The sequence below is a fragment of the Nonomuraea glycinis genome (assembly GCF_035920485.1).
Taxonomy (GTDB): Bacteria; Actinomycetota; Actinomycetes; order Streptosporangiales; family Streptosporangiaceae; genus Nonomuraea; species Nonomuraea glycinis.
This window is the reverse complement of sequence record NZ_CP109166.1, coordinates 280352-303117: the sequence shown is the minus strand read 5'-3', so window position 1 is coordinate 303117 and position 22766 is coordinate 280352. Positions and strand designations below refer to the sequence as shown.

Below are 22766 nucleotides of genomic sequence, written 5' to 3'. Positions count from 1 at the left end.
CGGTCTGAGGTTCCCGCGGTGCTCAACCGCACGGCGGAGCGTAGGGAACGTCCTCTCCGACCCGCCGCCGCCACTCGGTCTCCGTGAGCGTGTTCCTGGTGGTGGCGCAGATCCGGCGGGCGGTACGGTCGGCGTCCCGGTCCCACAGCCGGATCGATCGGTCGTTCCCCGCGCTGGCCAGAGTGCGCCCGTCAGGGCTGAAGGCCAGCGACCAGACCGTGTCGGTATGGCCGGCCAGCGGCGTGTCGGACAGGCGCGGGCGTACAGGGTCGGCGATGTCCCACAATCGCACCAGGCCATCCTCGCCAGAGGCGGCCAGGGTGTGCCCGTCGGAGCTCAGGGCCAGCGAGTTGACCCTGCCGGTGTGCCCGGTCAGCGGGATGCCCAAGGGCTCGGGCCGGGCCGGGTCGGTGACGTTCCAGAGCAGGATCGACTCGTCGGCCGAGCCGCTGGCCAGGGTGTGCCCGTCGGGGCTGAAGGCCAGCGACCAGATGACGTTGCCGTGGCCCACGAGAGGCGGGTCGAAGAGGTGCGGGCGAGCCGGATCACTGACGTCCCACAACCGCACCGCCTGTTCCGCGCCCGCACCGGCCAGGGTGCGGCTGTCCGGACTGAACACCACCTTGTACACGTCGTGCACGTGGCCGGCCAGCGGGACGCCGAGGGATCTGGGCCGGGCCGGGTCGCGCACGTCCCACAACCGGATCAGCCGGTCGGCGGCGACGGCGGCCAGGGTACGCCCATCGGGGCTGAGCGCCATGGAGCGAACAGGGCTGGTGAGTTTCAGCGGGGCTCCGAGGTGCCGCGGCCGGGCCGGGTCGCTGACGTCCCACAACTGGACGAACCCGTCATGACCGTCACTGCCGGCACCGTCGTCACCGCCGGCACTGGCCAGGACGTGCCCGACCGGGCTGAACGCGGTCGAGGTGACGGGGCCGGGGCTCTTCTGAGGCGCACCGAGAGGCTCAGGCCGGGCCGGGTCGCGCACGTCCCACAGCCGGAGCGACCGGTCATGGCTCGCGCTGGCCAGCGTGCGGCCGTCAGGGCTGAAGGCCACCGACCAGACGAAGTCGGCATGGCCGGGCAGGACGGTGCGAGGCAGAGCCCACAGGCGGATCGACCGGTCATTGCCGGCGCTGGCCAGGGTGCGCCCGTCGGGGCTGAACGCCACCGATCGCACGAGGTGGGTGTGGCCGGTCAGCGGGGTGCCGAAGGGGCGCGGCCGGGCGGGGTCGCTGACGTCCCACAGTCGTACGGTCCGATCACCGCCGGCGCCGGCCAGGATGCGGCCGTCGGGGCTGAACGCCACCGAGAAGACACTGTCGCCATGGCCGGCCAGGGGGTTGCCGAGGGGTTCGGGGTGAGCCGGATCGGTGACGTTCCACAGCCGTATCGCATGGTTCTTGCCCGCACCGGCCAGGGTGCGCCCGTCCGGACTGAACGCCAACGACCAGACCGGGCCCTCGGTGTCCAGCGGGGCACCGCGACGTTTCGGATGCGCCGGATCGGCGATGTCCCACAATCGGATCGACCCATCGTCGTCCGCACCGGCCAGGGTGCGCCCGTCCGGACTGAACATCACCGAGTAGACCGAGCCCTCGGTGTCCAGCGGGCCACCCAGGCGTTTCGGATGCGCCGGATCGGCGATGTCCCACAGCCGGATCGCCCCGTCTCCGCCGCTGGCCAGCGTGCGCCCGTCGCGGCCGAAGGCCATGGACCACACGCCGCCGTCGTGAGCTTTCCGCAGGCCGTCGAAGCGTCGGGGGCGGACCGGGTCGGTGACGTCCCACAGCCGGATCGCCCCATCGCCGCCGCCGCTGACCAGCGTGCGCCCGTCAGGGCTGAACGCCAGGGCGGCGATCACCGCGGTATGGCCCGTCAGTGGATCGCCGAGGCGTTTCGGACGGCCGGGGCCGGTGACGTCCCACAGCAGCACCCTCATGTCCGCGCCGACGCCGGCGAGGACGCGGCCGTCCGGGCTGAACTTCGCCGACTGGATGATGCCGGTGTGGCCGAGCAGCGGAGTCGACAGAGCGGTGCCCTGGGTGGCGAGAAGGCGGGTGGAGGTCTCGGCGCCGGGCCGCATGCGATGGGCGAGGAGGGTGAGCTGCGCGGACAGGGACGCGTCGGCGTCCGCGAGCCGGTCGGCTTCGGCGAGCACCCGGTTGTAGATCGCCAGGTCTCGCTGGCGCGCGGTCTCGCTCTGCTGCTGTACGGCGAGGACGGCGGCGGTGCAGGCGGCCAGGGCCAGCACGGTGAGGACGGCGATGACGCCGGTGCGCAGCCGCGCGGCCCGCAGCCGCAGCCGCGTCGAAGCCGTCAGGAAGGCGCGCGCGGCCGGGCTGAGATCGTGGTGCGGCACGGCGCCGGCGAAGGTACGGGCGCTCTCCAGGCGATTGCCTCGGTACAGCGTCGACGGGTCGCGGCCGCCGCGCTCCCAGAGCGCCGCGTCCTCTTCGAGGTCCTGGTGGAGCAGCCGGTCGTCCCGGTCGGTGTCGATCCAGGTACGGAGCTGGGGCCAGCCGCGCAGCAGGGCCTCGTGGGTGATCTCGACGGTGTCGCGGTGCCGGGTGAGCAGCCGGGCGGTGGTGAGGGCGTCGATGACGGCCGCCGCGGCGGCGGGGTCCGTGCTGTTGTCCACCAATGCGGTACGCGGGACCCGGCGGCGGGTGTCATTGGCGCCGTCGCCGTCCCCGATCTTGACCAGGCGCAGCAGCAGCGGCCGGGCCACCCGCCGCCCGGCATCGTCCAGGCCGGCGAAGACCCACTCGGCGGTGGTGGCGATGGCGTGGGCGATGCCGCCGGTGGTCTTGTAGCCCTCGACCGTCAGGGTGGCGCCGTGCCGCTGCTGCCAGGTGACCCGCAGCGCATGGGCCAGCAACGGCAGCCGCCCGGCCTCGTAACCGGCTTCGCCCTGGCGGGGTCCGGCCCCGAGATCGCGCAGCAACACCTCGATCAGCCCCGGCTCGATGTCCAGCCCCACGTCGAGAGCGGGACAGACGATCGCCTCGTGCACCTGGGCGCCCGTCATCGAACCGACGAGCAGGGGCCGATCCTGCAAAGCGGGCCGCAGCGGCGGATGATCGGCGCAGGCCGCATAGAAATCAGCGCGCACCCCGGCCACGACCAGGACGGGAGGACGTGCCCGGCCACCGGAACCGTCCGGCCGGCTCGCCAAGTGCGTGAGCAGGTCGATGAACAGGCGCCGCCGCCCGTCGTCCGCGCAGAGAGTGAACAGCTCCTCGAACTGGTCCACGATGACGATGAACGGTTCGCCGCGACCCTCGGCGGCGGCGTGCCGGTCCAGCAGCCTGTCCAGATGTGCCGACCCGGCTGCTAGTTCGGCGGCCACACTGTCCGGGTCACCGCCGATGAGCGCGCACAGGTGTGCGGCCAGGGCGTACAGAGGGTCGCCCGTCGGGGTGAGCACCACCGCCGGCCACCGCTCCGAACCGGCCAGCGCACCCTGCCTCAGCCTGGCCAGCAACCCCGCACACAGCAGCGAGGACTTGCCCGCGCCCGACTGCCCCACCACCATCTGGACGCCACCCGTCCGCAGGCGCCGGTCAAGCCGATCGATCAACTCGGCGACCAACTCGTCGCGACCGAAGAACCACCGCGCCTGCTCCGGACCGAACGGGGCCAGCCCCGGATAAGGGCAGTCGCCCGCACCGCCGCCCGGGTTGGCCCGCCGCCGCCTCAGCAGGCCGTCACCGTAGTGGAAATGCTGATCGCGCCCCGCCTGATGAACACTGGCCCGGCCGAGAGCCTCGGCGTACAGATGGACTCCCGCGCCCCCACCTGCTGGAGGAGGCGCACCCTCCGGGACACTCGTCTCCTCATCCGGAGATTTCACCTTATGCCCCGAGGACAACCCACCACCGGCACGACCAAATCCATATACCCACCCCTCGAACACCGTTATCGACATTCACGGTAGTGCCTTTACGGGGGCTGCGACCAATGGGATAAGAATATCGAGGAGTGCGCAGATTTCACGTTTATTGTTGGATATGTCAGTGTGAAATGAACTCAGAGTTCGTTGACCGGTTGAGCGGGCCCATAGCCGCAGGACCTGGGCGTACTGTCTGGCATTCCTGGTTCTTCGAGATTGATGGACTTCGGGGATTCTGAAGGGTGCGGGTGTCGGAAAGCCCGAGGTGCGGTCCGGGAGAGCCTGAAGTGTCGGTGAAGGCGCCGGTGTCCACTGCCCCGCCCGGAATGACGTGAATATCCGGCACGACGTACCGTGTGATGCGACCTCAGCCGAGATCGGCGGATGCGCCTGCGGTCAGGCGGTGGTGGATCGTCCCGGTGCCGGGGCCGTTCTCGCCCAGGAGGCCGTCGATCATGGCGGTGCCGACATCGTTGAGGGCGCCGTCGTGGATGGCGTAGGACTGGCGCGGCGCCACCGCGCGCACGTAGTCGATGAGCTGTCCGGTGGTGGACCAGGGGCCGTGTACGGGCAGCAGCAGGGTGTCGACGGGGGAGTCCGGGACGGTGAGGGCGTCTCCAGGGTGGAACAGGGCGCCGTCGATGAGGAAGCCGATGTTGGGGATGCGTGGGATGTCGGGGTGGATGGGTGCGTGCCAGGTCCCGTAGACCTGTACATCGAGGCCGGCGGCGGTGAAGGCGTCCCCCTCGCCGACAGGGGTGACCCGGGCGCCGAGGCCGTCCAGTCGCCCGGCGACGGAGGGGTTGGCCCAGATCCGCAGGGCCGGGTTGCTGTCAGCGGCTCTCCGCAGTGTCTCCTCGCAGAAGTGGTCGAAGTGTTCGTGGGTGACCAGGACCGCGTCGGCGCCGTCCAGCGCCCGGGGTTCGGTGAGGCCGCCGGGGTCGACGACCAGGCGGCGGCCGTCCTTCTCGATGCGCACGCAGGCGTGGCCGAACTTGGTGAGCTGCATGGTGGTATCTCCAACCCGTGAAACTGTACAACCAAACTGTACAACTAGGTTACACAGTTTGGGATAGGGTGGAGACCATGGACGACAACGCGCTGGCCGAAGATCTGCGACAGGTGATAGGGGAGCTGGTCCGCGCCGTACGGGTGGCCGACGCCATGCCCTCCGGGCAGTCCGCCATCCTCGGCTACCTCGATCGAGACGGCCCGCAGACCACGGCCGACCTTGCCCACCTGCGCGGCGTGACGCACCAGGCCGCCGCCAAATCCGTGAAGGAGCTCCTCGGCGACGGTCTGGTGCGCACTGAATCCCATCCCCGTGACGGCCGCAAGCTCCTGCTGCACATCACCGACCTCGGCCGCGCCCGCCTTCAGCGGGAACGCGCACAACGCGCCCACCGGCTCAACGCCGCCATCCGCGAGGCGCTCAGCCCCGGCGAGCAGCGGCACATCCGCGAGTGCGTCCCCCTGCTGGCCCGCCTGACCTCCCGCATGACCGGACCATGACCGGACTATGACCGGACTATGACCGTGCAGGCGCGCACCTGACGATTCCAGGTCCTAGCCGGCCAGACTCCGGAGCAGGCCCTCCAGATCGCGTTCGCCGTCGGGGGTCTGGGCGCCGTGGACCAGTCCGTCGCGGATCAGCTCTGTGGCCGCAGGGCGCATGATCTGTCCCATCCAGGCGTCGTTCTCCCGCCGGAGCCCCTCGGCCAGGTCCTCCGGCAGCACGGCGCGCTTGGCCGCTGCGATCACGCCCTCGGGCAAGGCGGCGATGTTGCGGGCGAGCCGGTCGACGACGTCATCGAGTTCGTCGGCGGGGACGGCCTGGTTGACCCAGCCGTAGAGCTCCGCGGTCTTGGCGTCGTACAGGTCGGCACTCAGCACCGCCTCCAGCGCGCGGTTGCGGCCGACCCTGGTGGCGAGATACTGCGTGCCCCCTCCACCGGGCACGATGCCCATGAGGGCTTCGATCTGGCCGATCCCCGCACGGCCGATCGCCGCGAACGTCATGTCCGCGGCGGCGACGAACTCCGCCCCGCCGCCGCGCGCCAGCCCGGCGAGCTTGACGATGGTCACCTGGGGCTGGTGCCGCAGCAGTTCCCCCACGGCCTGGAAAATGTTGACACCATCCGGAAGGTCTCGCGCCAACTCGTCCAACGCGTCCGGCGTGTCACCGAGCGACATGTCGACGTGGGCGATGAAGAACTCGGGATTGGCGCTGTCGAACACGATGACCCGAACCGAGTCGTCGTCCCGCAACGCGGTCAGCAAGCGCCGGAGATCGCCCATCAGGGCGACGTCCAGGACGTTGACAGGTGGATTGTCGAGGGTGACGCGGGCTATGCCGGCTTCGCGGCGCACCCGCAGGGTCGTGTAGGCGTCGTTCATGGAGATCCCCGATCCGTATCTGGTAGGCACCTAGGTTCCCGATGCATACTTACGATGCGGCGGTGGGTGATCAGCCGTCAATAACGCACTTCTGGCATCTCAAGGATCGCGAAGGATACCGATATGGCCATTCCCGAAGCCGGTACCTCGGCGGACCTCGTCTATCGGGCCGACTGTCCCAGCCGCCCGATCCTCGACCAGATCGCCGACAAATGGTCGATGATGGTGATGGCGGTCCTCAATGAGCCCAGGCGGTTCAACGAGATCAAACGCCGCCTTGAGGGTGTCACCCAGCGCGTCCTGACCCAGACCCTGCGCCGCCTGGAGCGCAACGGGATGATCACACGCCGCGTGCTGCCCACCTCGCCGGTCGGCGTCGAATACTCACTCACGCCGCTCGGCGAATCGCTGCGGGAGCCGTTCAGCCGGTTGTACGACTGGACGGTCGACAACGCGGACGAGATCCAACAGCATCAAAGACAGTACGACCAGCACCTCCAGAGCTGAGAACTCGATGCGCACGCGCCACACGTGGGGCGTCACCCGCCGGGGGTGGGCGTGCGCTCGTCCGTGATCTGGTCTGGGCGTTGCCTCATGCCCCTGCGGGCGCGGAGCGCTCGCCGAGCCGACCAGGCCACGGCCAGGACGACGAGACCGAGGATCACCATCGTGACGGGCCGTCCGAGGACGTACCCGGGGTTTCCGTCGGAGAAGGCCAGGGTCTGGCGCAGGGAGACTTCGAGCGTGGGCTGGAGGACGACCGCCAGCACGAAGGGGGCCATGCTGTACCCGGCTCGGCGCAGCACGAATCCGAGCAGTCCCGCGACCAGCATGACCATGACGTCGAACATCGAGTTGTTCTCGGCGTACACGCCCACGACGCACAGGCCGATCACGAACGGCATCAACGCCTGCGGCGGGATGGACAGCAGGCGGGTGAAGAGTCCCACCAGCGGAAGGTTGAGCACCAGCAGCATCAGGTTGGCGATGTACATCGCGGCGATCACGGTCCAGAACAGCTCGGGCTGATCCTCGACGAACGTCGGGCCGGGAACGATGCCGTTGAGCAGCAGCGCGGCGAGCACGAGTGCCATGGTCGGCGCGAACGGGATCCCGAGCGCCAGCAACGGGACGAACGCCGCGCCCGCCGCCGCGTTGTTGGCCGCCTCCGGGCCGGCCACCCCCTCGACGGCGCCCTTGCCGAACCTGCCGGGGTCCTTGGAGATCTTCCGCTCGACGACGTACGAGGCGAACGTCGACAGTACGGCGGCGGGGTCGGGCACCAGCCCCAGCAGGAAGCCGATCACCGAGCCACGCACCGCCGCGGGAGCCGCCTGCCGGGACTCCTGCCCGCTGGGCAGGAGCTCCCTGAGCCGTGGCGCCTTGACAGGCTCCGGGCGCCGGCGCCGGCCGACCATCGTGAGTGCCTCGGCCACGCCGAAGACCCCCATGACCAGGGCGATGAAGCTGAAGCCCTCGGCCAGGGCGTCGGACCCCAGGGTGAACCTCAAGTGACCGCCGGCCGGGTCGATCCCGACCGTGCCGATCGCCAGGCCGGCGCAGATCATGACGACCGCTTTCGCGGTGGAGCCGTCGGCGAGCGCCGCCAGCAGCAGGAGTCCCGCGACGCACAGCGCCAGATACTCGGGCGGACCGAGCTTGACCGCCATCCCGCTCAGCCACGGCGCCGACATCATGAGACCGAAGATGGCGATGGTGCCGGCCAGGAACGAGGAGACCGCCGCGATGGTCAGTGCGGGCCCAGCTCTGCCCCGTTTCGTCATCTCGTGGCCATCGAGCGCGGTGACCACCGACGAGGCTTCACCGGGGACGTTGAGCAGGATCGAGGTCGTCGACCCGCCGTACGTGGAGCCGAAGTAGATGCCGGCGAACAGGATCAGCGATCCCGTAGGGCCCAGTTGCGTGGTCATCCCGAGCAGGACCGACATCGCGCCGATCGGCCCGATGCCGGGCAGCACGCCGACCACCGTGCCGAGCACCACGCCGACCAGCGCGAGGATGATGTACGCCGGATCGGCGAAGGTGGCGAAGCCCGCGCCGAGGTTGTCGATCGCGTCACCCACGGGGCGTCCTTCCGTTCAGAACAGGCCGAGCGTGCCGCTCGGCAGGGGGACCGACAGCCAGCGAACGAAGATCAACCAGGTGGCGGCGCCGAAGGAGAACCCGAAGATCACGGCTCTGCTCCACCGGGAGACCCCCATGACCTTGGCCATCAGGACCAAGGAGATCGCCAACGTCACGACCATCCCCACGGTGTCGCCCACCGCCGGCACCAGCAGGGCGGCGGCCAGCACGCCCGCGATCCGCCACCAGCGCACCTCGCCCTCGTCTTCCACGCCGTCTTCCGGTGGGGTGCCGCCGCCCGGCGTCCGCCGACGGCTCTGCACAAGGACGGTGACACTGGCGGCGGTCAGTACGAGCGCGACGATGAAGGGGAAGAAGCCCGCCCCGCTGTCCGCCATCGTCCCCAGGCCCTCACCGAGCGCCAGCGCGCCGTACAGCAGGGCCAGCACCAGCAGCGACCCAGCGACGATCACATCCGGCTTGGCGCTCTCTCGCACAAGACCCAGTCTTCTCATTTCGGCGCGATCAGGTTCGCCGCCTCAGCGGACTTCTCGGCCAGCCGTGCCTTGGCCGTCTCACCGTCGGCCCCGCTGACGACCAGCCCCAGCTTCCGCGCCGCCTCGGCGAACTTCGGACTCTTGACGGCCGAGCCGAACCCCTCGTTCAGCTTCCGCTGGACGTCGCCGGGCAGTCCCTGCGGCGCGATCACCACGTTGTAGGCTTCCCACTCCAGAGCGACGCCCTGCTGGTTGAAGGTCTGGATCTCGGGGGCGAGCTCGATGGGCTGGGCGGAGGCGATCGCCAGCGCGCGAAGCTTGCCGGCCTTCAGCTGCGCCATCCCGCCGGCCAGTTGCATGACGCCCACCTCGACGTTGTCGCCGAGCAGGGCCGTGACGGTCGCCTGGTCGCCATCGAACTTGACGTGCTTCAACCGCGTGCCCGTCAGCTGCTCGAACTTCCCGGCAGGGATGGCGTAATTGAGCGGACCCTCGGCGATCGTGATGGCTCCGGGGCGGGCCTTGGCGGCCGCGACCAGATCAGCGATGCTCTTGTACGGCGAATCGCCGGGCACCACGAACAGCACCGGCGACGTGGTGACCTCGCTGATCACCGAGACCGTCGCCGGGTCGTAGGAGACCTTCTCGGTACGCGGGAGCAGGGTCAGCGGGCCGTCCGGCACGAGGCCGATCGTGTGCCCGTCCGGTTTGGCGCTGAGCGTCGCCGTGGTGCCGACCGAGCCCGCGCCGCCCTCCCTGTTCACCACCTGGACGCGCCGGCCGAGCTTGCCCTCGCCGTTGACGATCTCGACCAGCGCACGGGACGTCGCGTCGATGGCGCTTCCGGCCGGATAGGGCACGATGAGCTGGATGTTCCGTGTCGGATAGCCGCCCTGGGAAGCGGGCGCACCGCATGCCGCGGTGAGGAGTACGACGGCCGCGAGGACCGTGGGCAACGCGGTACGGCCGCGTCTGCCGGCCGGAAGAACACTCATGGGGCACCTCCTGGGAGGGACAGGGGAGGATGGGTTCCCGGCCCGATGGCGGCCGTCGCGATGATCGAGTCGTGCCAGCCGTCGTCGCCGAAGTCGTAGGCGTCTCGGTGGAGCCGTTTGAAGAACAGGTGCGCGCTGTGCTCCCAGGTGAAGCCGATCGCGCCGTGGAACTGCACCATCGCGGCGGACATCTGGCGGGCCAGGTCGGCGGCGCGGCTCTTGACCACTGACGTCATCAGAGCCGCGTCGTCGCGCCCGGTGTCGTGGGCGTGGGCGGTGTACCACAACGCGTGGGTGATCGTCGTCCATGCGACGTACAGCTCGGCCATCTCGTGCTGGATCGCCTGGAAGCCGCCGATCGCCCGGCCGAACTGCCGGCGCGCACGAAGGTGATCAAGAGTGATCCGCATCGCCGTGCCCGCGGCACCGACGAGGTCCGCGCTCACCAGCACGGTCAACCGCCGGACGATGTGCTCGAAGATTTCGTCGTGCGCCCAGCTCAGCGGCTCAGCGGGCACATCGGCCAAGGTCACCCGGGCCGCACGCACGGTCCGGTCGACGGTCTCGACCGCGCGGATCGACACCCCGGGATGCCCGGCCGCCACGACGAACACGGCGGGGCCGGTCGCCGACGTGGCGGCGACCAGCACGATGTCGGCGTCCTCGGCATGGCCGACGATTCCGGCGTCGCCGTTGAGCAGGCCGTCACCGGTGGCGGTGACGGCGATGCCGGCGCGGTCCCACGAGCCGCCCGGAGCGCGCAGGGCGGTCGCGCCGACGATCTCGCCCGCGACCATCGGCGCGAGCCAGCGACGCCGCTGCTCCGGGTCGATCGAGGTCGCGAGGACGTCGCAGGCGGCCATGGCCGTTCCGACGCCCGCCGGTGCGAGGCCGGCCCCCAGCGCCTCAGCGACCACGGCAAGGTCGAGCAGCCCGAGTCCGAGTCCGCCATCCGACGGCGCGGCCGTCACCCCGAGCCAGTCGAGGTCCGCCGCCGCGCGTCGCAGGCCGGCGTCGAGCCCTGCCGAGGGCGTGTCGGCGTACGTCGCCACGCACGCCAGGTCCAGGTGGCGATCGAGCCAGCGCCGTACGGCGCCGCCCATCGCCACCTGCTCCTCACTGAGGCTGAAGTCCATGTCACCGGTCCACTTTCGCGAATGGCACACAGTTCACAATGCAGGTGTGTAGTACGTCAAAGACGTGAACTCACCCCGACTCATTGCGTTACACAATGAGTCGGTCATGGGTTTTGCTCTTTGACGCTCCAGGACGACGGTGCTCAGGATGGGCGTGCGCACAGGGCCGAGTCGGACAAGGAGTGGTGCACGGCATGGATCTTCGATACTCGCCGGCGGCGGAGAGATTCCGGCGGGAGATCCGTCGATGGCTGGCGGAGTCCGTGCCGGCGATGTGGCGCCGGCCGCGTTTCTGGATCGACCGGGACGGGAGTGAGGAGTCCCTGGAGCTGCGGCGTCGCTGGGAGAAGGACCGGTTCGACCACGGCTTCGCCGGCGTCGACTGGCCCGCCGAGTTCGGCGGGCGCGGGGCCGATCACGAGATCCGGGCGGTGCACGACGAGGAGATGGCGCGAGCCCGGGCACCGATCGGTCCCTTCCTCGGCCTCACCTACCTCGGCACGGCGCTGCTCGGCCCCACGCTGCTGCGCTACGGCAGCGACGCGCAGAAACGCACGATCCTGCCGCGGATCCTGTCCGGCGAGACGATCTGGTGCCAGGGGTTCTCCGAGCCGGAGAGCGGCAGTGACCTGGCCGGCCTCTCGACCACCGCCCGGCGCGACGGCGACGTCCTGGTGGTCTCCGGCCAGAAGACCTGGACCTCGCTGGCGCCCCACGCCGACGCGATGTTCGCCCTGGTCCGCACCGATCCGCAGGCGGCACGACGGCGCGGCATCACCTTCCTGCTGATCGACCTGACGCTGCCGGGGGTGCACGTGCGCCCGATCCGTCAGATGTCCGGCTCGCACGAGTTCGGGGAGGAGTTCTTCGACGGGGTACGCGTGCCCGTCGACGGCAACGTGGTCGGCCGGATCGACGACGGCTGGGCCGTGGCCCGCTATCTGCTCTCGGTCGAGCGGAACGCCTCGCCGATCAGCCAGTACGTGGAGTTCGGCCACGAGCTCGACGACGTGATCGCCGCGGCCCGGCACACCTGGAAAGACGGCCGTCCGGCCATCGAACACCCCCAGATCCGGACCCGGATCGCCCGCTGCCGGGCCGACCTGGAGCTGCTCCGCGTGCGCGGCTACGACGCGATGACCCGCACGGCCCGGGGACAGGACCTGGGCGCCGACGCCTCGGTCACCAAGCTGCTGTGGTCACGGACCAGATTGGCGATCGCCGACCTGGGCGCCGACATCCTCGGCGTGGACGGCCAGCTGAGCACCGAGCCTGACGGCCGGCATCACGACCGGCTGAGCGCCGAGTCCGACGGCGGGCATCTCGGCCATCTCCGCTGGCGCCACCTTCATGTACGCGGCCAGCGGATCGCCGGCGGCACCGCGCAGATCCAGCGTACGATCATCGCCCGCGACCTGCTGGACCTTCCCCGATGAGCGGGACGGCGATCGGCTCGGGAACCGTGCTGTTCCAGCTCCACGACGGGGTCGGCACGGTGACCCTCAACCGGCCCGAGCGGCGCAACGCGATCTCCTGGCAGCTCGTACAGGATCTCCTCGCCGCCATCGAGCGGGCCGGCTCCGAGCCGGACCTGCGCGTTCTCGTCGTCACGGGCGCCGGTGCCGACTTCTGCGTCGGCGCCGACCTCGCGCGGGTCGGCTCGGACAGTGCGCAGGACCAGGAGACGCGCACCCTGCGCGGACGGTCGGTGGCCGACGACCGCGAACGGCTGAGCCGGGCCTCGGCCATCGTGGAGACGCTCGCGCACTTCCCGGCGCCGACGATCGCCGCCATCAACGGCGCCTGCGCCGGCGCGGGGCTCAGCCTCGCGCTGGCCGCCGACTTCCGGCTCGCGGCGCGGGAGGCGGTGTTCAACACCGCGTTCGTCAGCGCCGGGGTGTCCGGTGATCTGGGCAGCGCCTGGCTGCTGACCCGCGCGGTGGGTGGCGCTCGCGCGCGGGCGCTGCTGCTCGACCCGGCCAAGCTCACCGCCGCCGAGGCGGCCGGCCTGGGACTCGTGACCGAGACCACGACCGATCTGGCGGCCCGGGTCGGCGCGCTGGCCGGCAAGCTCGCCGCGCAGGCGCCGAAGGCGATGCGGTACGCGAAGGAGAACCTGGCCGACGCCGGATCGGCCACGCTGCCCGATTACCTGCGGCGGGAGGTGCCCCGTATGGTCGAGTGCGCCCGCAGCGGCGATGCGCGGCGGGCCGCCCAAGCCTTCCTGGAAAAGCGCAAACCGGTGTTCACCGGAGAGTAGGAGCGGCATGATCCCCCCTCTCGCGGGAGTTCGCGTCGTCGAGTTCGGCCACTACATCGCCGCGCCCGCGGCGACGCAGATGCTGTCCGACCTCGGCGCCGAGGTCATCAAGATCGAGCCACCCACCGGCGACCAGGCACGCGGCATCGGCGCCTACGGCGAGGGCATCGTCCTGGCCTACAACCGCGGCAAGCGCTCGATCGTGCTCGACCTCAAGCAGGCCGGCGACAGGGAGACCGCCCTGAGCCTGATCGCGGAGGCGGACGTCGTCGTGCAGAACCTGCGGGCCGACGCGCTGGCCCGCCTCGGGCTCGGGCCCGACGACCTGCGGCCGGCCAACCCCAGGCTCGTGTACGTCTCGATCCGCGGTTTCACCTCCCGGGGCCCCTCGGCGCACCGGGCCGGGCTCGACATCGCCGCGCAGGCCGAGAGCGGGCTGATGTCGATCACCGGCGAGCTCGGCGGTGATCCGCTCCGGGTCGGCTTCCCCGTCGCCGACGTCGCCGCGAGCTACGCGGTCGTCCAGGTCGTCCTCGCCGCGCTCCTGCGCCGGGAGCGCACCGGCGAGGGCGGGGTCGCCGAGGTCTCGCTGCTGGATGCCGCGATCCACCTGCAGTCGGCGATGTGGGGCGAATGGCACGCCTCCGGCCAGGAGCCGCGGCGCAAGGGAAACGGCCAGGCGACCGTGGCCCCCGCCGCCGACCTCGTACGCACCGCCGACGGGACCATCGTGCTGTCGGCCTACACCGCCGACCACTTCGCGCGGCTGTGCCGGCTCATCGACAGGAAGTGGATGCTCGACGACCCCCGCTTCGCCGACAACCCGGCCCGGGTCGCCAACCGGGAGGCGCTCCTGGCGGAGATCTCGCGGGCCCTCGGCGTCCTGCGGACGGAGGAGTGCCTCGCGATGCTGGCCGGCCACGGCATCGTCGCGGCGGAGGTGCGCACCTACCAGGACGTGGCCGAGGCGCCGGACGTGCTGGCCAGCGGAGTCCTGACCACGGGGGTCGGGCCGGACGGTGACCGCTACACCGTTCCGTCGCTGCCCTTCACCCTCGACGGTGTCACCGTGGAGGCGGACCGAGCGGTGCCCCGCGCCGGGGCCGACTCGGATGCGCCCGGCTGGCGCGGCGCTTGACCTGGTGAGCGGGGTCCCCATTGGATCGCACCATGAACGTCCGCGAGCTCGAATGCTTTCTCGCCGTTGTCGACCAGGGCAGCATCACCCGGGCCGCTTCCGCGCTCTACCTGGCACAGCCGTCCCTGTCACAGATCATCCGCCGCCTGGAAAGCGACCTCGGCGTGGAGTTGTTCCGCCGGGTCGGGCGCGGACTGGTGCTCGCCCCGGCCGGTGAAGCGCTCGTCGGGCCGGCCCGCCAGGTCGTCCGTGACCTGCACCATGCCCGCCAGGTCGCCGAGGGCTACCGGGGGCTGGAGCGCGGACGGGTCGACCTGGCGATCTCCACCTCCCTCACGTCCAACTTCCTGGCCGCGTGGGTAGGCCACTTCCGCCGCGAGCATCCCGGGTTCACGGTCCGGCTCAAGCAGCACGACGGCGACACCGACGAGATCGTCCATCTGATCAGGTCGGGCGAGGCCGAGCTCGCCTATGCGGTCGCGCCGGTGTCCCGGCAGGGAATCGACTGCTTCCGCATCGGGGAGGGCGAGGTCGTGCTGGCGCTGCCGCCCAGTTGGCGCGCCGAGTTCCCCGACCCGATCCCGGCCGCCCTGCTCGGCGGCCTGCCCATGATCGTCGATCGGGGATTCGGGCGTGCGTACCTCGACTCCATCGGCGTCGAATCCACCGTCGTCGTCGATGTCAGCGAACCCGCCGGACTGGTGCCACTGATCATCGCCGGCGCGGGAGCCGCCGTCCTGCCGATGCGCCAGGCCTTGGACGCGCGCCGCAGGGGAGCGAGCCTGCGCATGATCGAACCGCTGACCGTACGGGCGATCTACGCCATCACCTCGACCTCCCCGCTGTCGATACCGGCCCGCAGATTCCTCGAACTCAGCAGGGATAACCTCGATCGCTGGCGGCGAGCCGTGACCCGACGCACCGACCGGGGCATGACGCTGCTGGAGGCGTCCATCGACGCCGACAGTGTGATCGAAGCCGCATATCAGCGCCTGGAGGAGCCCCCTTACCAGCCGATGACCCCCGCTTCCGCACCTCTCCCGCCGCTGGACTCCGGGATCCGCGGGCGGTGAGCGGCACACGTCAGGGCCGCCGGCCGTCCAGCGGCTCAGCCGGCGCCCGCGCCCACGCCGCGCACGCCGAGATGAGCGGCTCAGCCCGCGCCCACGCCGCGCACGCCGAGATGAGCGGCTCAGCCGGCGCCCGCGCTCAGCGACTCAGCCGCCGCCCGCGCGGAGCACCTCGCTCAGCCGTCGGCGGCGGCGGAGCGCCGATTCGACGGGGACCACGACGGCGACCGCCGCCACGAACACGACCGCCACCAGGCCGAGCCCCCACCACGGCGGCGTCAGGGCCGGATCGGAGCCGGTGAGCAGGCGCAGGTCGAGCGAGCCGAACGTCAGGCGGACGAGCACCGCCCCGAGCAGCGGACCGCCCACAGCGGCGACCACCACCGGCGGCAGCAGTTCTCCCGCGGCGACCCAGCGAGCCTCCCGGGGCCGCAGCCCGAGGGTGCGCAGCCGGGTCAGGGTCTGCCACCGCTCCGGCGCGCCGGCCGCCGCGCCGAGTGCGAGTCCCAGCAGGCCCAGCACCGGCAGGGTCACCGCCGAGACCCACGCCAACCGCAGCAGTCCCGCGGCCAGCGGCCCGGCCGCGGTCCCGTGGCCGACAGCGGCACCCAGGGTGAGCGCGTACGAGGCCAGGGCCACGGAGGTCACGAGCACCAGCAGCGGTAGCACCCGGGCCGAGGTCGCCGCCGCCCTCGCGGCCCCGAACACCGCCAGCGGCCGGCGCGACCGCAGCAGCCGCTTGAGCGCGAAGCGCGTCCCGAGGGGCAGCGCCCGCGCCAGCAGGAGTCCGCCGGCGAGCGCGCAGAGGGCGGGCGCGCTCGCGGGCAGCACCCCGCCACCGACTCCACGCTGGTACAGAGCGACGACGGAGCCGGACGCGGCCACCAGCACTCCGGCCTCCAGAGCGGCCCGCCGCAGTCGTCCGGTGTTCCGCATCCACCGCCGCGCACTCCGGTTGGCCGGGACGCGGCGATCCCGGGTGGCGCGGGCGGCGGTGAGCGTGCCGAACGCCGGTCCCGCGGCGACGGCGGTGACCACCACGGGGGCGATCCACTCCCAGGAGACCCCCGGCGTGACGGCCCGGGCCAGGCCGAGCCCGGCCGCCGTGGCCAGCAGCGCCACCACGGCGGATTCGAGCAGCAGCTCACCACCGATCACCGGCAGCGACATCCCTCGCTGCCGGGCGGCCGCCAGGGCGGGGGCGCGGCGGTGTACCAGCAGGTCGGCGGCGAGCAGCAGGACCAAGATGGCGACGGCGAGCAGGGTGATGAGCAGGACGGACGCCTGCGCGGACGCCGCGTGGACCTGGGCGCTCACGTTCCGCAACACCCCGTCGAGCCGGGTCTCCCACTTCAGCGAGCCGTCCCGGGCGCCGGAGGAGCCGGAGGCGGCCTTGAGCGCGACCACCTTCGCGGCGACCGACGGGACCACGGCCCAGGTGAGCCGGGCCGGGTCGGGCGTGAACCAGACGGTACGCCGCAACTCGTCCTGTGCGAAGGCGAGCCGGGCGTCGGGCAGCGAGTCGCGGGACAGCAGCCCGGCGAACCGGGTGCTTCCCCTGCCGTCCGCGCCGGCGACGGGACTCAGCAGCGCGGGGAGGAGCCGCCAGGCGGGATCGGCGCTGTCCCGAGGCCGGAAGACGCCGCTGATCTGGACCTTCTTGACATTCCCCTGGTCGTCGGCCAGCGGGAGGCGGGCGCCGGGACGGAGCCGGAGAGCGGCGGCGTCCGCCTCCGACAGGCCTACTTGCACCGGCCACGGCGGAGCGCCGTAGGGAACCGCCGCCGTCTCGGAGTCGGTGGGCCGGGGCGGGCCGCCCGCGATCCAGGTCACGTCGGGCCCGCCGTCGCGGGCCACATAGGCGAGCTGGAACGTACGCAGCACGCTGCCGTCGGTGATCTTGAGGGTGGGGCTGATGACGGTGGCGACGGGCGGATGCAGGGCGGCGCGCAGGCCGGGGCCGAGTTCGTCGGTCGCCCTGGCCCGGAAGTCGTCGACGTCCTCGGCGAGGCGGGGGTGCCGGACGCGGCTGCCGTTCGGCCCGTCGTCGCCTTCCATGCGGCTGTGGACCTGGAGGTCGCCGCCGCTGCTGCGTACCGCGTCCCTTACGGCGGCGTCGGCGGTCGCGGACAGGAGCGGCGGCATCGCGCCGGCCAGCAACGTGATGGCCACCACCACGACGGCGGCCAGGAGCAACGGCCCGGCGTCCGCGCGGGCGCGGCCGGAGACGCTGGGCCAGTGCGGTGCCGGAATCCTCACGACGCCACCCGCAGATGCGCGGCGTCGGCGAGCCGGGCCTGGACGACGACCACCGCGCTCACCGCCAGCGCGCACCCGGCCAGCAGCCCGGTGATCAGGGCGGCCTCGGCGGCCCACGGCCAGACGGACAGCACCTCCGGAACGGGAGCGGCGCCGGTGTCGGAGCGGACGAGCAGCGGCGCGACGAGGCGGGTGGCCAGCGCGCCGACGACCGCGCCCGCCGCGAGCAGCGGCAGCAGGATGCCGACGTGCTGGCCGAGCAGCACGGCACGGATCTCGCGCCGAGTCATCCCCAGACCCCGCAGGCGCGCCACCTCGACCGCGCGGGCCCGCAGATCGAACGTCACGTGCAGGACGATTCCGGCGATCATCAGCAGCACCGCGGCCGGGACGAGCAGCCGGAGCACGGCCGGCAGCCCGGCCCGCAGCGGGCCGCCGGTGAGCCTGGCGGTCTCGGACGCGCGCGTGGTGACGCTGCCGAGCCGGAGATCGGCCACCTCGCCTCCGGTGGGACGGCCGACCCACCACGCGTCCACGGGCACATCGAAGTCGCCGCTGACGGCGAGGGCGCGGGAGAGGGCGTCGAAGTCGGCCAGGACGGCCGCCGCGCCCGGAGCGGACGGCACGGCCGGCAGCACCTCGGCCACGCTCACCTGTACGGGGGTGAGCCCGACGGTGAGGTCGAGCCGGGCGCCGCGCCGGGCGCCCGCCTCGGCGGCGAAGCGGGCGGAGACGGCGACGGGCACCGGTCCCGGAGCCGGGAAGGCGGTGGCGACCAGGGTCCTGGCGGCGTCCGGCGGGCCCTTCAGCGCGACGGTCGTGGTCATTTTCAGCTCGGCGCCCGCTGCGGTGCCGGTCAGGGCGACGGCCGGGGTGCCGAGCTGCCCGGGGGCCGGCCCGGCCGAGGTCGCGGTCCAGGACGAGGCCTCAGGGTCCGCTCCCGCCACGGTGAGCGTCACGGCGACCCGGCTGTCGCCCGCCGGGGGTTCCGCGAAGGCATTGGAGTAGCCGGTGCCCACGTTCCCCGTCGCGATCGCGAACGGCAGGGACACCGCGACCAGCCGGAGCCCTTCGGCCGTCGCGCAGTCCGGCAGCGGATGTGGCTTTCCGTCGAGCGGAACGGGCGCGCCGGTACACGGAGTACGCAGCCCGGTCGCATCCTGCAGCAGCAGCCGGGGCGTCACGGTGAGCGGCGTCGTACCGGTCGCCTTCCCGGCCAGCGAGAGCGCGGCTCCGGCCGGGACGGGCACACCGGCGGCGCGCGCCGGCGGCGCGAGAACGGCGCCCACGGCTTTCCAGGTGCGACCGTCGTTCAGCCGCCCGCGCAGCAGCGCCTCGGCACGCGTGGTGTCCACGGCGATCAGCCGCGGCGGGTCACCGGCACCGCCGAGCCACTGCCCGACCGCGACGCCCCGATCGGTGGCGGGGCTCACCTCCCCGCCAGTGGCCGCGCCGACCACCCGGCCCTGCCCGGCGGCGGGCGGGGCGGTGAGGGTGAGCGCGAGATCGGTGCCGACGGACAGATCGGCCTGGTCCTGCTGGGAGCGCTGCCAGGTGGCGTCGAACCCGATCCCGTACGTGGCCGCCGCGCAGCCCAGCCCGATCAGCAACCCCGCCGCGACCGCCTGTGGCCTGCGGGCGGCTTCGAACGCGGCCAGCGGCAGCATCAACCCGCGAGCCCGGACAGCCAGCCGTTCCACGATGCGCAACGCGGGCCACACCAGGCGCAACGTCACCGCCGATCCGGCGATGAGCAGCAGTGCGGGAGCGAGCACCCGTACGGCGTCGATGGGAGAGCCCGAACCGGTCGGCTGATCGCGCAACTGCCACCAGCCGACGGCGGCGAGCGCCACGAGCAGCAGGTCGGCGCCGGAGCGGGCGAGTAGTTCCCGCCGCCCGCGCACCCCTGGGGAGGAGGTCCGCAGCGAGGGCACGACGAGCACCGCCGCCAGCGCCAGCGCGCCGCCGGCGACGGACACCACCTGTGCGGCGTTCACACCGAACGGCGTGGCGAGCCCGGCCCCGGCCATGGGCGGCAGCCGGGTCAGCCCGGCGTGCAGGGCGGACGAGGCCGGGATCGCGATCGCGGTGGCGAGCACGGCGAGCGCGCCGGCCTCGACGAGCGCCGCACCGGCGAGTTGACCGCGGCCGACGCCCAGCGCGGACATCAGGGCCGTCTCGTCACCGCGCACCCCGGCGCTGAGCCGGCCGGCGAGGGCGAGGGCGGTCGCGGTCAGGACGAGTCCGATGGCGGCGACGGCGAGCACGGCGGCCGTGGTGACCCGCTGCTGATCGTGCGCGGCCAGCAGGGTCGAGGGCAGCCGGGAGGCGACGCGCTGGATGTGTACCCGGTCGCCGAGCGTCTGCCCCAGCCGGCGGTCGGCGCCGAGCACGGCCTGGGTGACGGTGTCGAGGTCGCGGCCGGAGGGGGCGGACAGGTCGGGGAGGGCGCTGATCTCCAGCCGGTCGAGGGTGGAGCCGCCGCCGAGCAGGTCGGCGAGGTCGACGATGAACGGCCCGTACGCGTGCACCGGCTGTGCGGAGCGGCCGTCGCGATAGGCGGGATCGTAGCCGGTGGCGGCGAGGGGGTCGCGGTCCCAGCCGCCGCCCGGCAGCGGGCGGACGATCCCGACCACCCTCACCTCGATCCCCTGGTCGGGATCGTCGGCCAGCTCTCTGCCGAGGCCGACCCGGCTGCCGACGGTCAGGCCGAGGTGCCGCGCGGTGCTCTCCAGGACCACGGACTCCGCCGGCACGGCACCCGCCCGAGGCAGGCGTCCGCCGGCCAGTTGGGCGCGGGCCGGCAGGTCCTCCACCCCCGACAGGTACGCCACGGCCGGAGCACCGGCGCGGGGGAGCGACCGCATCACGGACGCCCCGCGCGCGGCCGTCGTCGTCGCGAACGGAGCGAGGGCCGAGGTCAGCACGGCGCGGGTGTCATCGGCGACGGATCTCGCGTGCTCGCCGCGCATGGTGACGGTGTAGGCGGTGACGTCGATCTGGTCGGGGGTGGCGCGGGAGGCGGCGGTCTCCAGCGCCTGCTCGGCGGTACGGGTGAGCAGGAGGGCGCAGGTGCCGAGCAGCGTGGGGCCGACCACGGCGACGGCCAGGAGGGCCGCCAGCAGGGGCCATTGCGCACGGGCGCGCCGGGCGACCAGCCTCAGCACGGACAGCTCTCACTGATCAAGAATCGCCCCGACCGTTGGCACGTCCGTCGAGCTGCCCATCAGAGCGCATGCCGGGATGCTCGTCGAGTTGCCCGTCGTTGATGCGGATCACCCGATCCGCCAGCGCGAGCATCGTCGGATCATGTGTGGAGACCAGCGCCGTCACCCCCTCCGACTCCACCACCCCGCGCAGCAGTGCCATCACCGACAGACCGGTCTCGGCGTCCAACTGCCCGGTCGGCTCGTCCGCGATCAGCAGCCGGGGCGAGGCGGCCAGCGCCCGCGCGATCGCCACCCGCTGCTGCTGCCCGCCGGACAGCTCACCGGGCCGCTGTTCGGCATGGGCGGCCAGTCCGACCAGGTCCAGCAGCAGCGCGACCCGCCGCTCACGCTCCACCGGAGGTACGCGGGCCAGCCGCAGCGGGGCGCCCACGTTCTCCGCGGCCGACAACACCGGGATCAGGCCGAAGGTCTGGAAGACGTAGGAGACCTTCTCCCGCCGCAGCAGGGACAGGCCGTCCTCGTCGAGGGCGGTGACGTCCGTTCCGTCGACGTGGACCGTACCGGAGTCCGGGCGGTCCAGGCCGCCGATGATGTTGAGCAGCGTGGTCTTGCCGGAGCCGGACCGCCCGACGAGGGCGGTCATGGTGCCGGCCGCGAGCTCGAACGTCACGTCCCGCAACGCGTGCACGGCGGTCGCCCCGCTGCCGTACCGGCGGTGAACGCCCCGCACACCGACCAGGGGCCCGCCGCTCATCCGGCCCCGCCGCCGTCGGGACGGATCGCGACGTGATCGGCCTCCAGCACCAGCCGGACCCGTCGGGTCAACGCCAGCGCCTCCCGGTAGTCGCGCGGCACCTGAATCCGCCCCGCCCGGTCCATCACCGCGTACTCCTCGGCGATCACCTGCGGGGCGCCGTCGTCCCCGGTGGCGGTACGCCGCAGCACCTCGCTGCTCGTGCGCCCGTCGCGGATCGCCACCGTCCGCTCCACCTGCCCGCTGACCGCGGGATCGTGGGTCACGATGACGACGGTGACGCCCAGCCGCTGGTTGGTCTCCCGTAACAGCCCGAACACCGCGGCCGAGGTGGCGCTGTCCAGCTCGCCGGTCGGCTCGTCGGCCAGCAGCACCCTCGGCTCGTTGGCGAGGGCCACCGCGATGGCCACCCGCATCTGCTGCCCGCCGGACATCTCCGCGGGCCGCCGCTCGGCACAGTCGGCGACGCCCAGCAGGTCCAGCAACTCGGCGGCACGCTTGCGGCGTACCCGGCCGGGAGTGCGGGCCGCCGTCATCGGCAGGTCGACCATCTGCCGCGCGGTCAGGTAGGGGATGAGGTTGGCGGCCGTCTGCTGGCGTACGAGCCCCACGGTGTGCCGCCGGTAGCGGACCCGATCGGCCCGCGACATGTCCAGCAGATTCCACTGATCGACCCGCACCCGCCCGGCGGTGGGTGCGTCGACCCCGGCCAGGATGGACAGCAACGTCGACTTCCCCGACCCGGACGCGCCGACGACGGCCACCATCTCACCGCTGTCCACGACCAGGTCCAGCCCCTGCAGTGCCTGTACCTCGACCGACCCGGACTGGTAGATCCGCACCAGGCTCTCGCAGGCGATCAGCGCGTCGCGCCCGAACTCCGGCGCCGTCGCGGGAGGCTGCGGCAGGGACAAGGGCGTGCTGGACATGCCCCTCCTCGACCCCGGCGCGGCGCTGCTTCAGGGCGAGACTCTATCGTCCTGACAAATCGGACCCAAGACCTTTGACCCCGCGAATCTCACGAGCGCTCGCACTGGACATGGCGTACTCGCCGACGGACATCCCCTTGTCGGTACGAGAGTTCCAGGTCTCTTCGAGCTGTTGGAATCC

At 72.2% G+C, this 22766-nt stretch carries 17 protein-coding genes; 6 read left to right on the top strand and 11 right to left on the bottom strand.

What is annotated here, in order from left to right:
- Positions 1-22: 22 nt before the first annotated feature.
- A complete protein-coding gene (locus tag OHA68_RS01460) occupies positions 23-3856 on the bottom strand; it encodes an nSTAND1 domain-containing NTPase (protein ID WP_327105989.1) in 3834 nt (1277 codons plus the stop codon).
- Positions 3857-4262: 406 nt separating this feature from the next.
- Positions 4263-4904 carry an MBL fold metallo-hydrolase gene (locus OHA68_RS01455; protein WP_327105988.1) on the bottom strand — a complete coding sequence of 214 codons (642 nt, stop codon included), beginning with the start codon at positions 4902-4904 and terminating at the stop codon, positions 4263-4265.
- Between the two features lie 77 nt (positions 4905-4981).
- On the opposite strand from OHA68_RS01455, the gene OHA68_RS01450 reads away from it, so the two are divergent.
- Positions 4982-5407, top strand: coding sequence for a MarR family winged helix-turn-helix transcriptional regulator (locus OHA68_RS01450; protein WP_327105987.1), 426 nt, complete (start codon positions 4982-4984; stop codon positions 5405-5407).
- 54 nt (positions 5408-5461) lie between these two features.
- Here the strand turns inward: OHA68_RS01450 and OHA68_RS01445 are convergent, their stop codons facing one another.
- Positions 5462-6292 (bottom strand): enoyl-CoA hydratase/isomerase family protein, encoded by an 831-nt coding sequence (locus OHA68_RS01445; protein WP_327105986.1) that lies wholly within the window; start codon positions 6290-6292, stop codon positions 5462-5464.
- Positions 6293-6415: 123 nt separating this feature from the next.
- Here OHA68_RS01445 and OHA68_RS01440 point away from each other — a divergent pair, with 123 nt between their 5' ends.
- Complete coding sequence (locus tag OHA68_RS01440) at positions 6416-6799, top strand: winged helix-turn-helix transcriptional regulator (RefSeq protein WP_327105985.1); 384 nt, start codon at positions 6416-6418, stop codon at positions 6797-6799.
- 32 nt (positions 6800-6831) lie between these two features.
- On the opposite strand, the gene OHA68_RS01435 is transcribed toward OHA68_RS01440, so the two are convergent.
- Genes OHA68_RS01435 through OHA68_RS01420 form a run of 4 tightly spaced genes read right to left on the bottom strand, consistent with a single transcriptional unit; the run spans position 6832 to position 11005 of the window.
- A complete protein-coding gene (locus OHA68_RS01435; RefSeq protein WP_327105984.1) occupies positions 6832-8376 on the bottom strand; it encodes a tripartite tricarboxylate transporter permease in 1545 nt (514 codons plus the stop codon).
- Between the two features lie 15 nt (positions 8377-8391).
- A complete protein-coding gene (locus OHA68_RS01430; RefSeq protein WP_327105983.1) occupies positions 8392-8874 on the bottom strand; it encodes a tripartite tricarboxylate transporter TctB family protein in 483 nt (160 codons plus the stop codon).
- A gap of 14 nt (positions 8875-8888) precedes the next feature.
- Positions 8889-9869, bottom strand: a complete 981-nt coding sequence (locus OHA68_RS01425) for a tripartite tricarboxylate transporter substrate binding protein (RefSeq protein WP_327105982.1) — start codon at positions 9867-9869, stop codon at positions 8889-8891.
- Positions 9866-11005 (bottom strand): acyl-CoA dehydrogenase family protein, encoded by a 1140-nt coding sequence (locus tag OHA68_RS01420; protein ID WP_327105981.1) that lies wholly within the window; start codon positions 11003-11005, stop codon positions 9866-9868. Before OHA68_RS01420 ends, OHA68_RS01425 begins: the two co-directional genes overlap by 4 nt.
- A gap of 194 nt (positions 11006-11199) precedes the next feature.
- Here OHA68_RS01420 and OHA68_RS01415 point away from each other — a divergent pair, with 194 nt between their 5' ends.
- From OHA68_RS01415 to OHA68_RS01400, 4 genes are read left to right on the top strand one after another with little or no spacing between them, the layout of a single operon-like run.
- A complete protein-coding gene (locus OHA68_RS01415; RefSeq protein ID WP_327105980.1) occupies positions 11200-12441 on the top strand; it encodes an acyl-CoA dehydrogenase family protein in 1242 nt (413 codons plus the stop codon).
- Positions 12438-13265 (top strand): enoyl-CoA hydratase/isomerase family protein, encoded by an 828-nt coding sequence (locus OHA68_RS01410; RefSeq protein WP_327105979.1) that lies wholly within the window; start codon positions 12438-12440, stop codon positions 13263-13265. The genes OHA68_RS01415 and OHA68_RS01410 overlap by 4 nt, the downstream gene beginning before the upstream one ends.
- 7 nt (positions 13266-13272) lie before the next feature.
- Complete coding sequence (locus tag OHA68_RS01405) at positions 13273-14403, top strand: CaiB/BaiF CoA transferase family protein (protein ID WP_327105978.1); 1131 nt, start codon at positions 13273-13275, stop codon at positions 14401-14403.
- Positions 14404-14435: 32 nt separating this feature from the next.
- Positions 14436-15476: a LysR family transcriptional regulator gene (locus OHA68_RS01400; RefSeq protein ID WP_327105977.1), complete on the top strand. Its 1041-nt coding sequence runs from the start codon at positions 14436-14438 to the stop codon at positions 15474-15476.
- A 144-nt stretch (positions 15477-15620) separates the two neighbouring features.
- On the opposite strand, the gene OHA68_RS01395 is transcribed toward OHA68_RS01400, so the two are convergent.
- The 4 genes from OHA68_RS01395 to OHA68_RS01380 are packed head-to-tail and all read right to left on the bottom strand — an operon-like array spanning position 15621 to position 22585.
- On the bottom strand, positions 15621-17732 hold the full coding sequence (locus OHA68_RS01395; protein ID WP_327105976.1) for an FtsX-like permease family protein: 2112 nt from the start codon (positions 17730-17732) through the stop codon (positions 15621-15623).
- Complete coding sequence (locus OHA68_RS01390; protein WP_327105975.1) at positions 17729-20899, bottom strand: FtsX-like permease family protein; 3171 nt, start codon at positions 20897-20899, stop codon at positions 17729-17731. Before OHA68_RS01390 ends, OHA68_RS01395 begins: the two co-directional genes overlap by 4 nt.
- Before the next feature lie 16 nt (positions 20900-20915).
- Entirely contained in the window at positions 20916-21656 is a 741-nt protein-coding gene (locus OHA68_RS01385; RefSeq protein ID WP_327105974.1) for an ABC transporter ATP-binding protein, read from the bottom strand.
- On the bottom strand, positions 21653-22585 hold the full coding sequence (locus OHA68_RS01380; protein WP_327105973.1) for an ABC transporter ATP-binding protein: 933 nt from the start codon (positions 22583-22585) through the stop codon (positions 21653-21655). The genes OHA68_RS01385 and OHA68_RS01380 overlap by 4 nt, the downstream gene beginning before the upstream one ends.
- Positions 22586-22766: the final 181 nt, after the last annotated feature.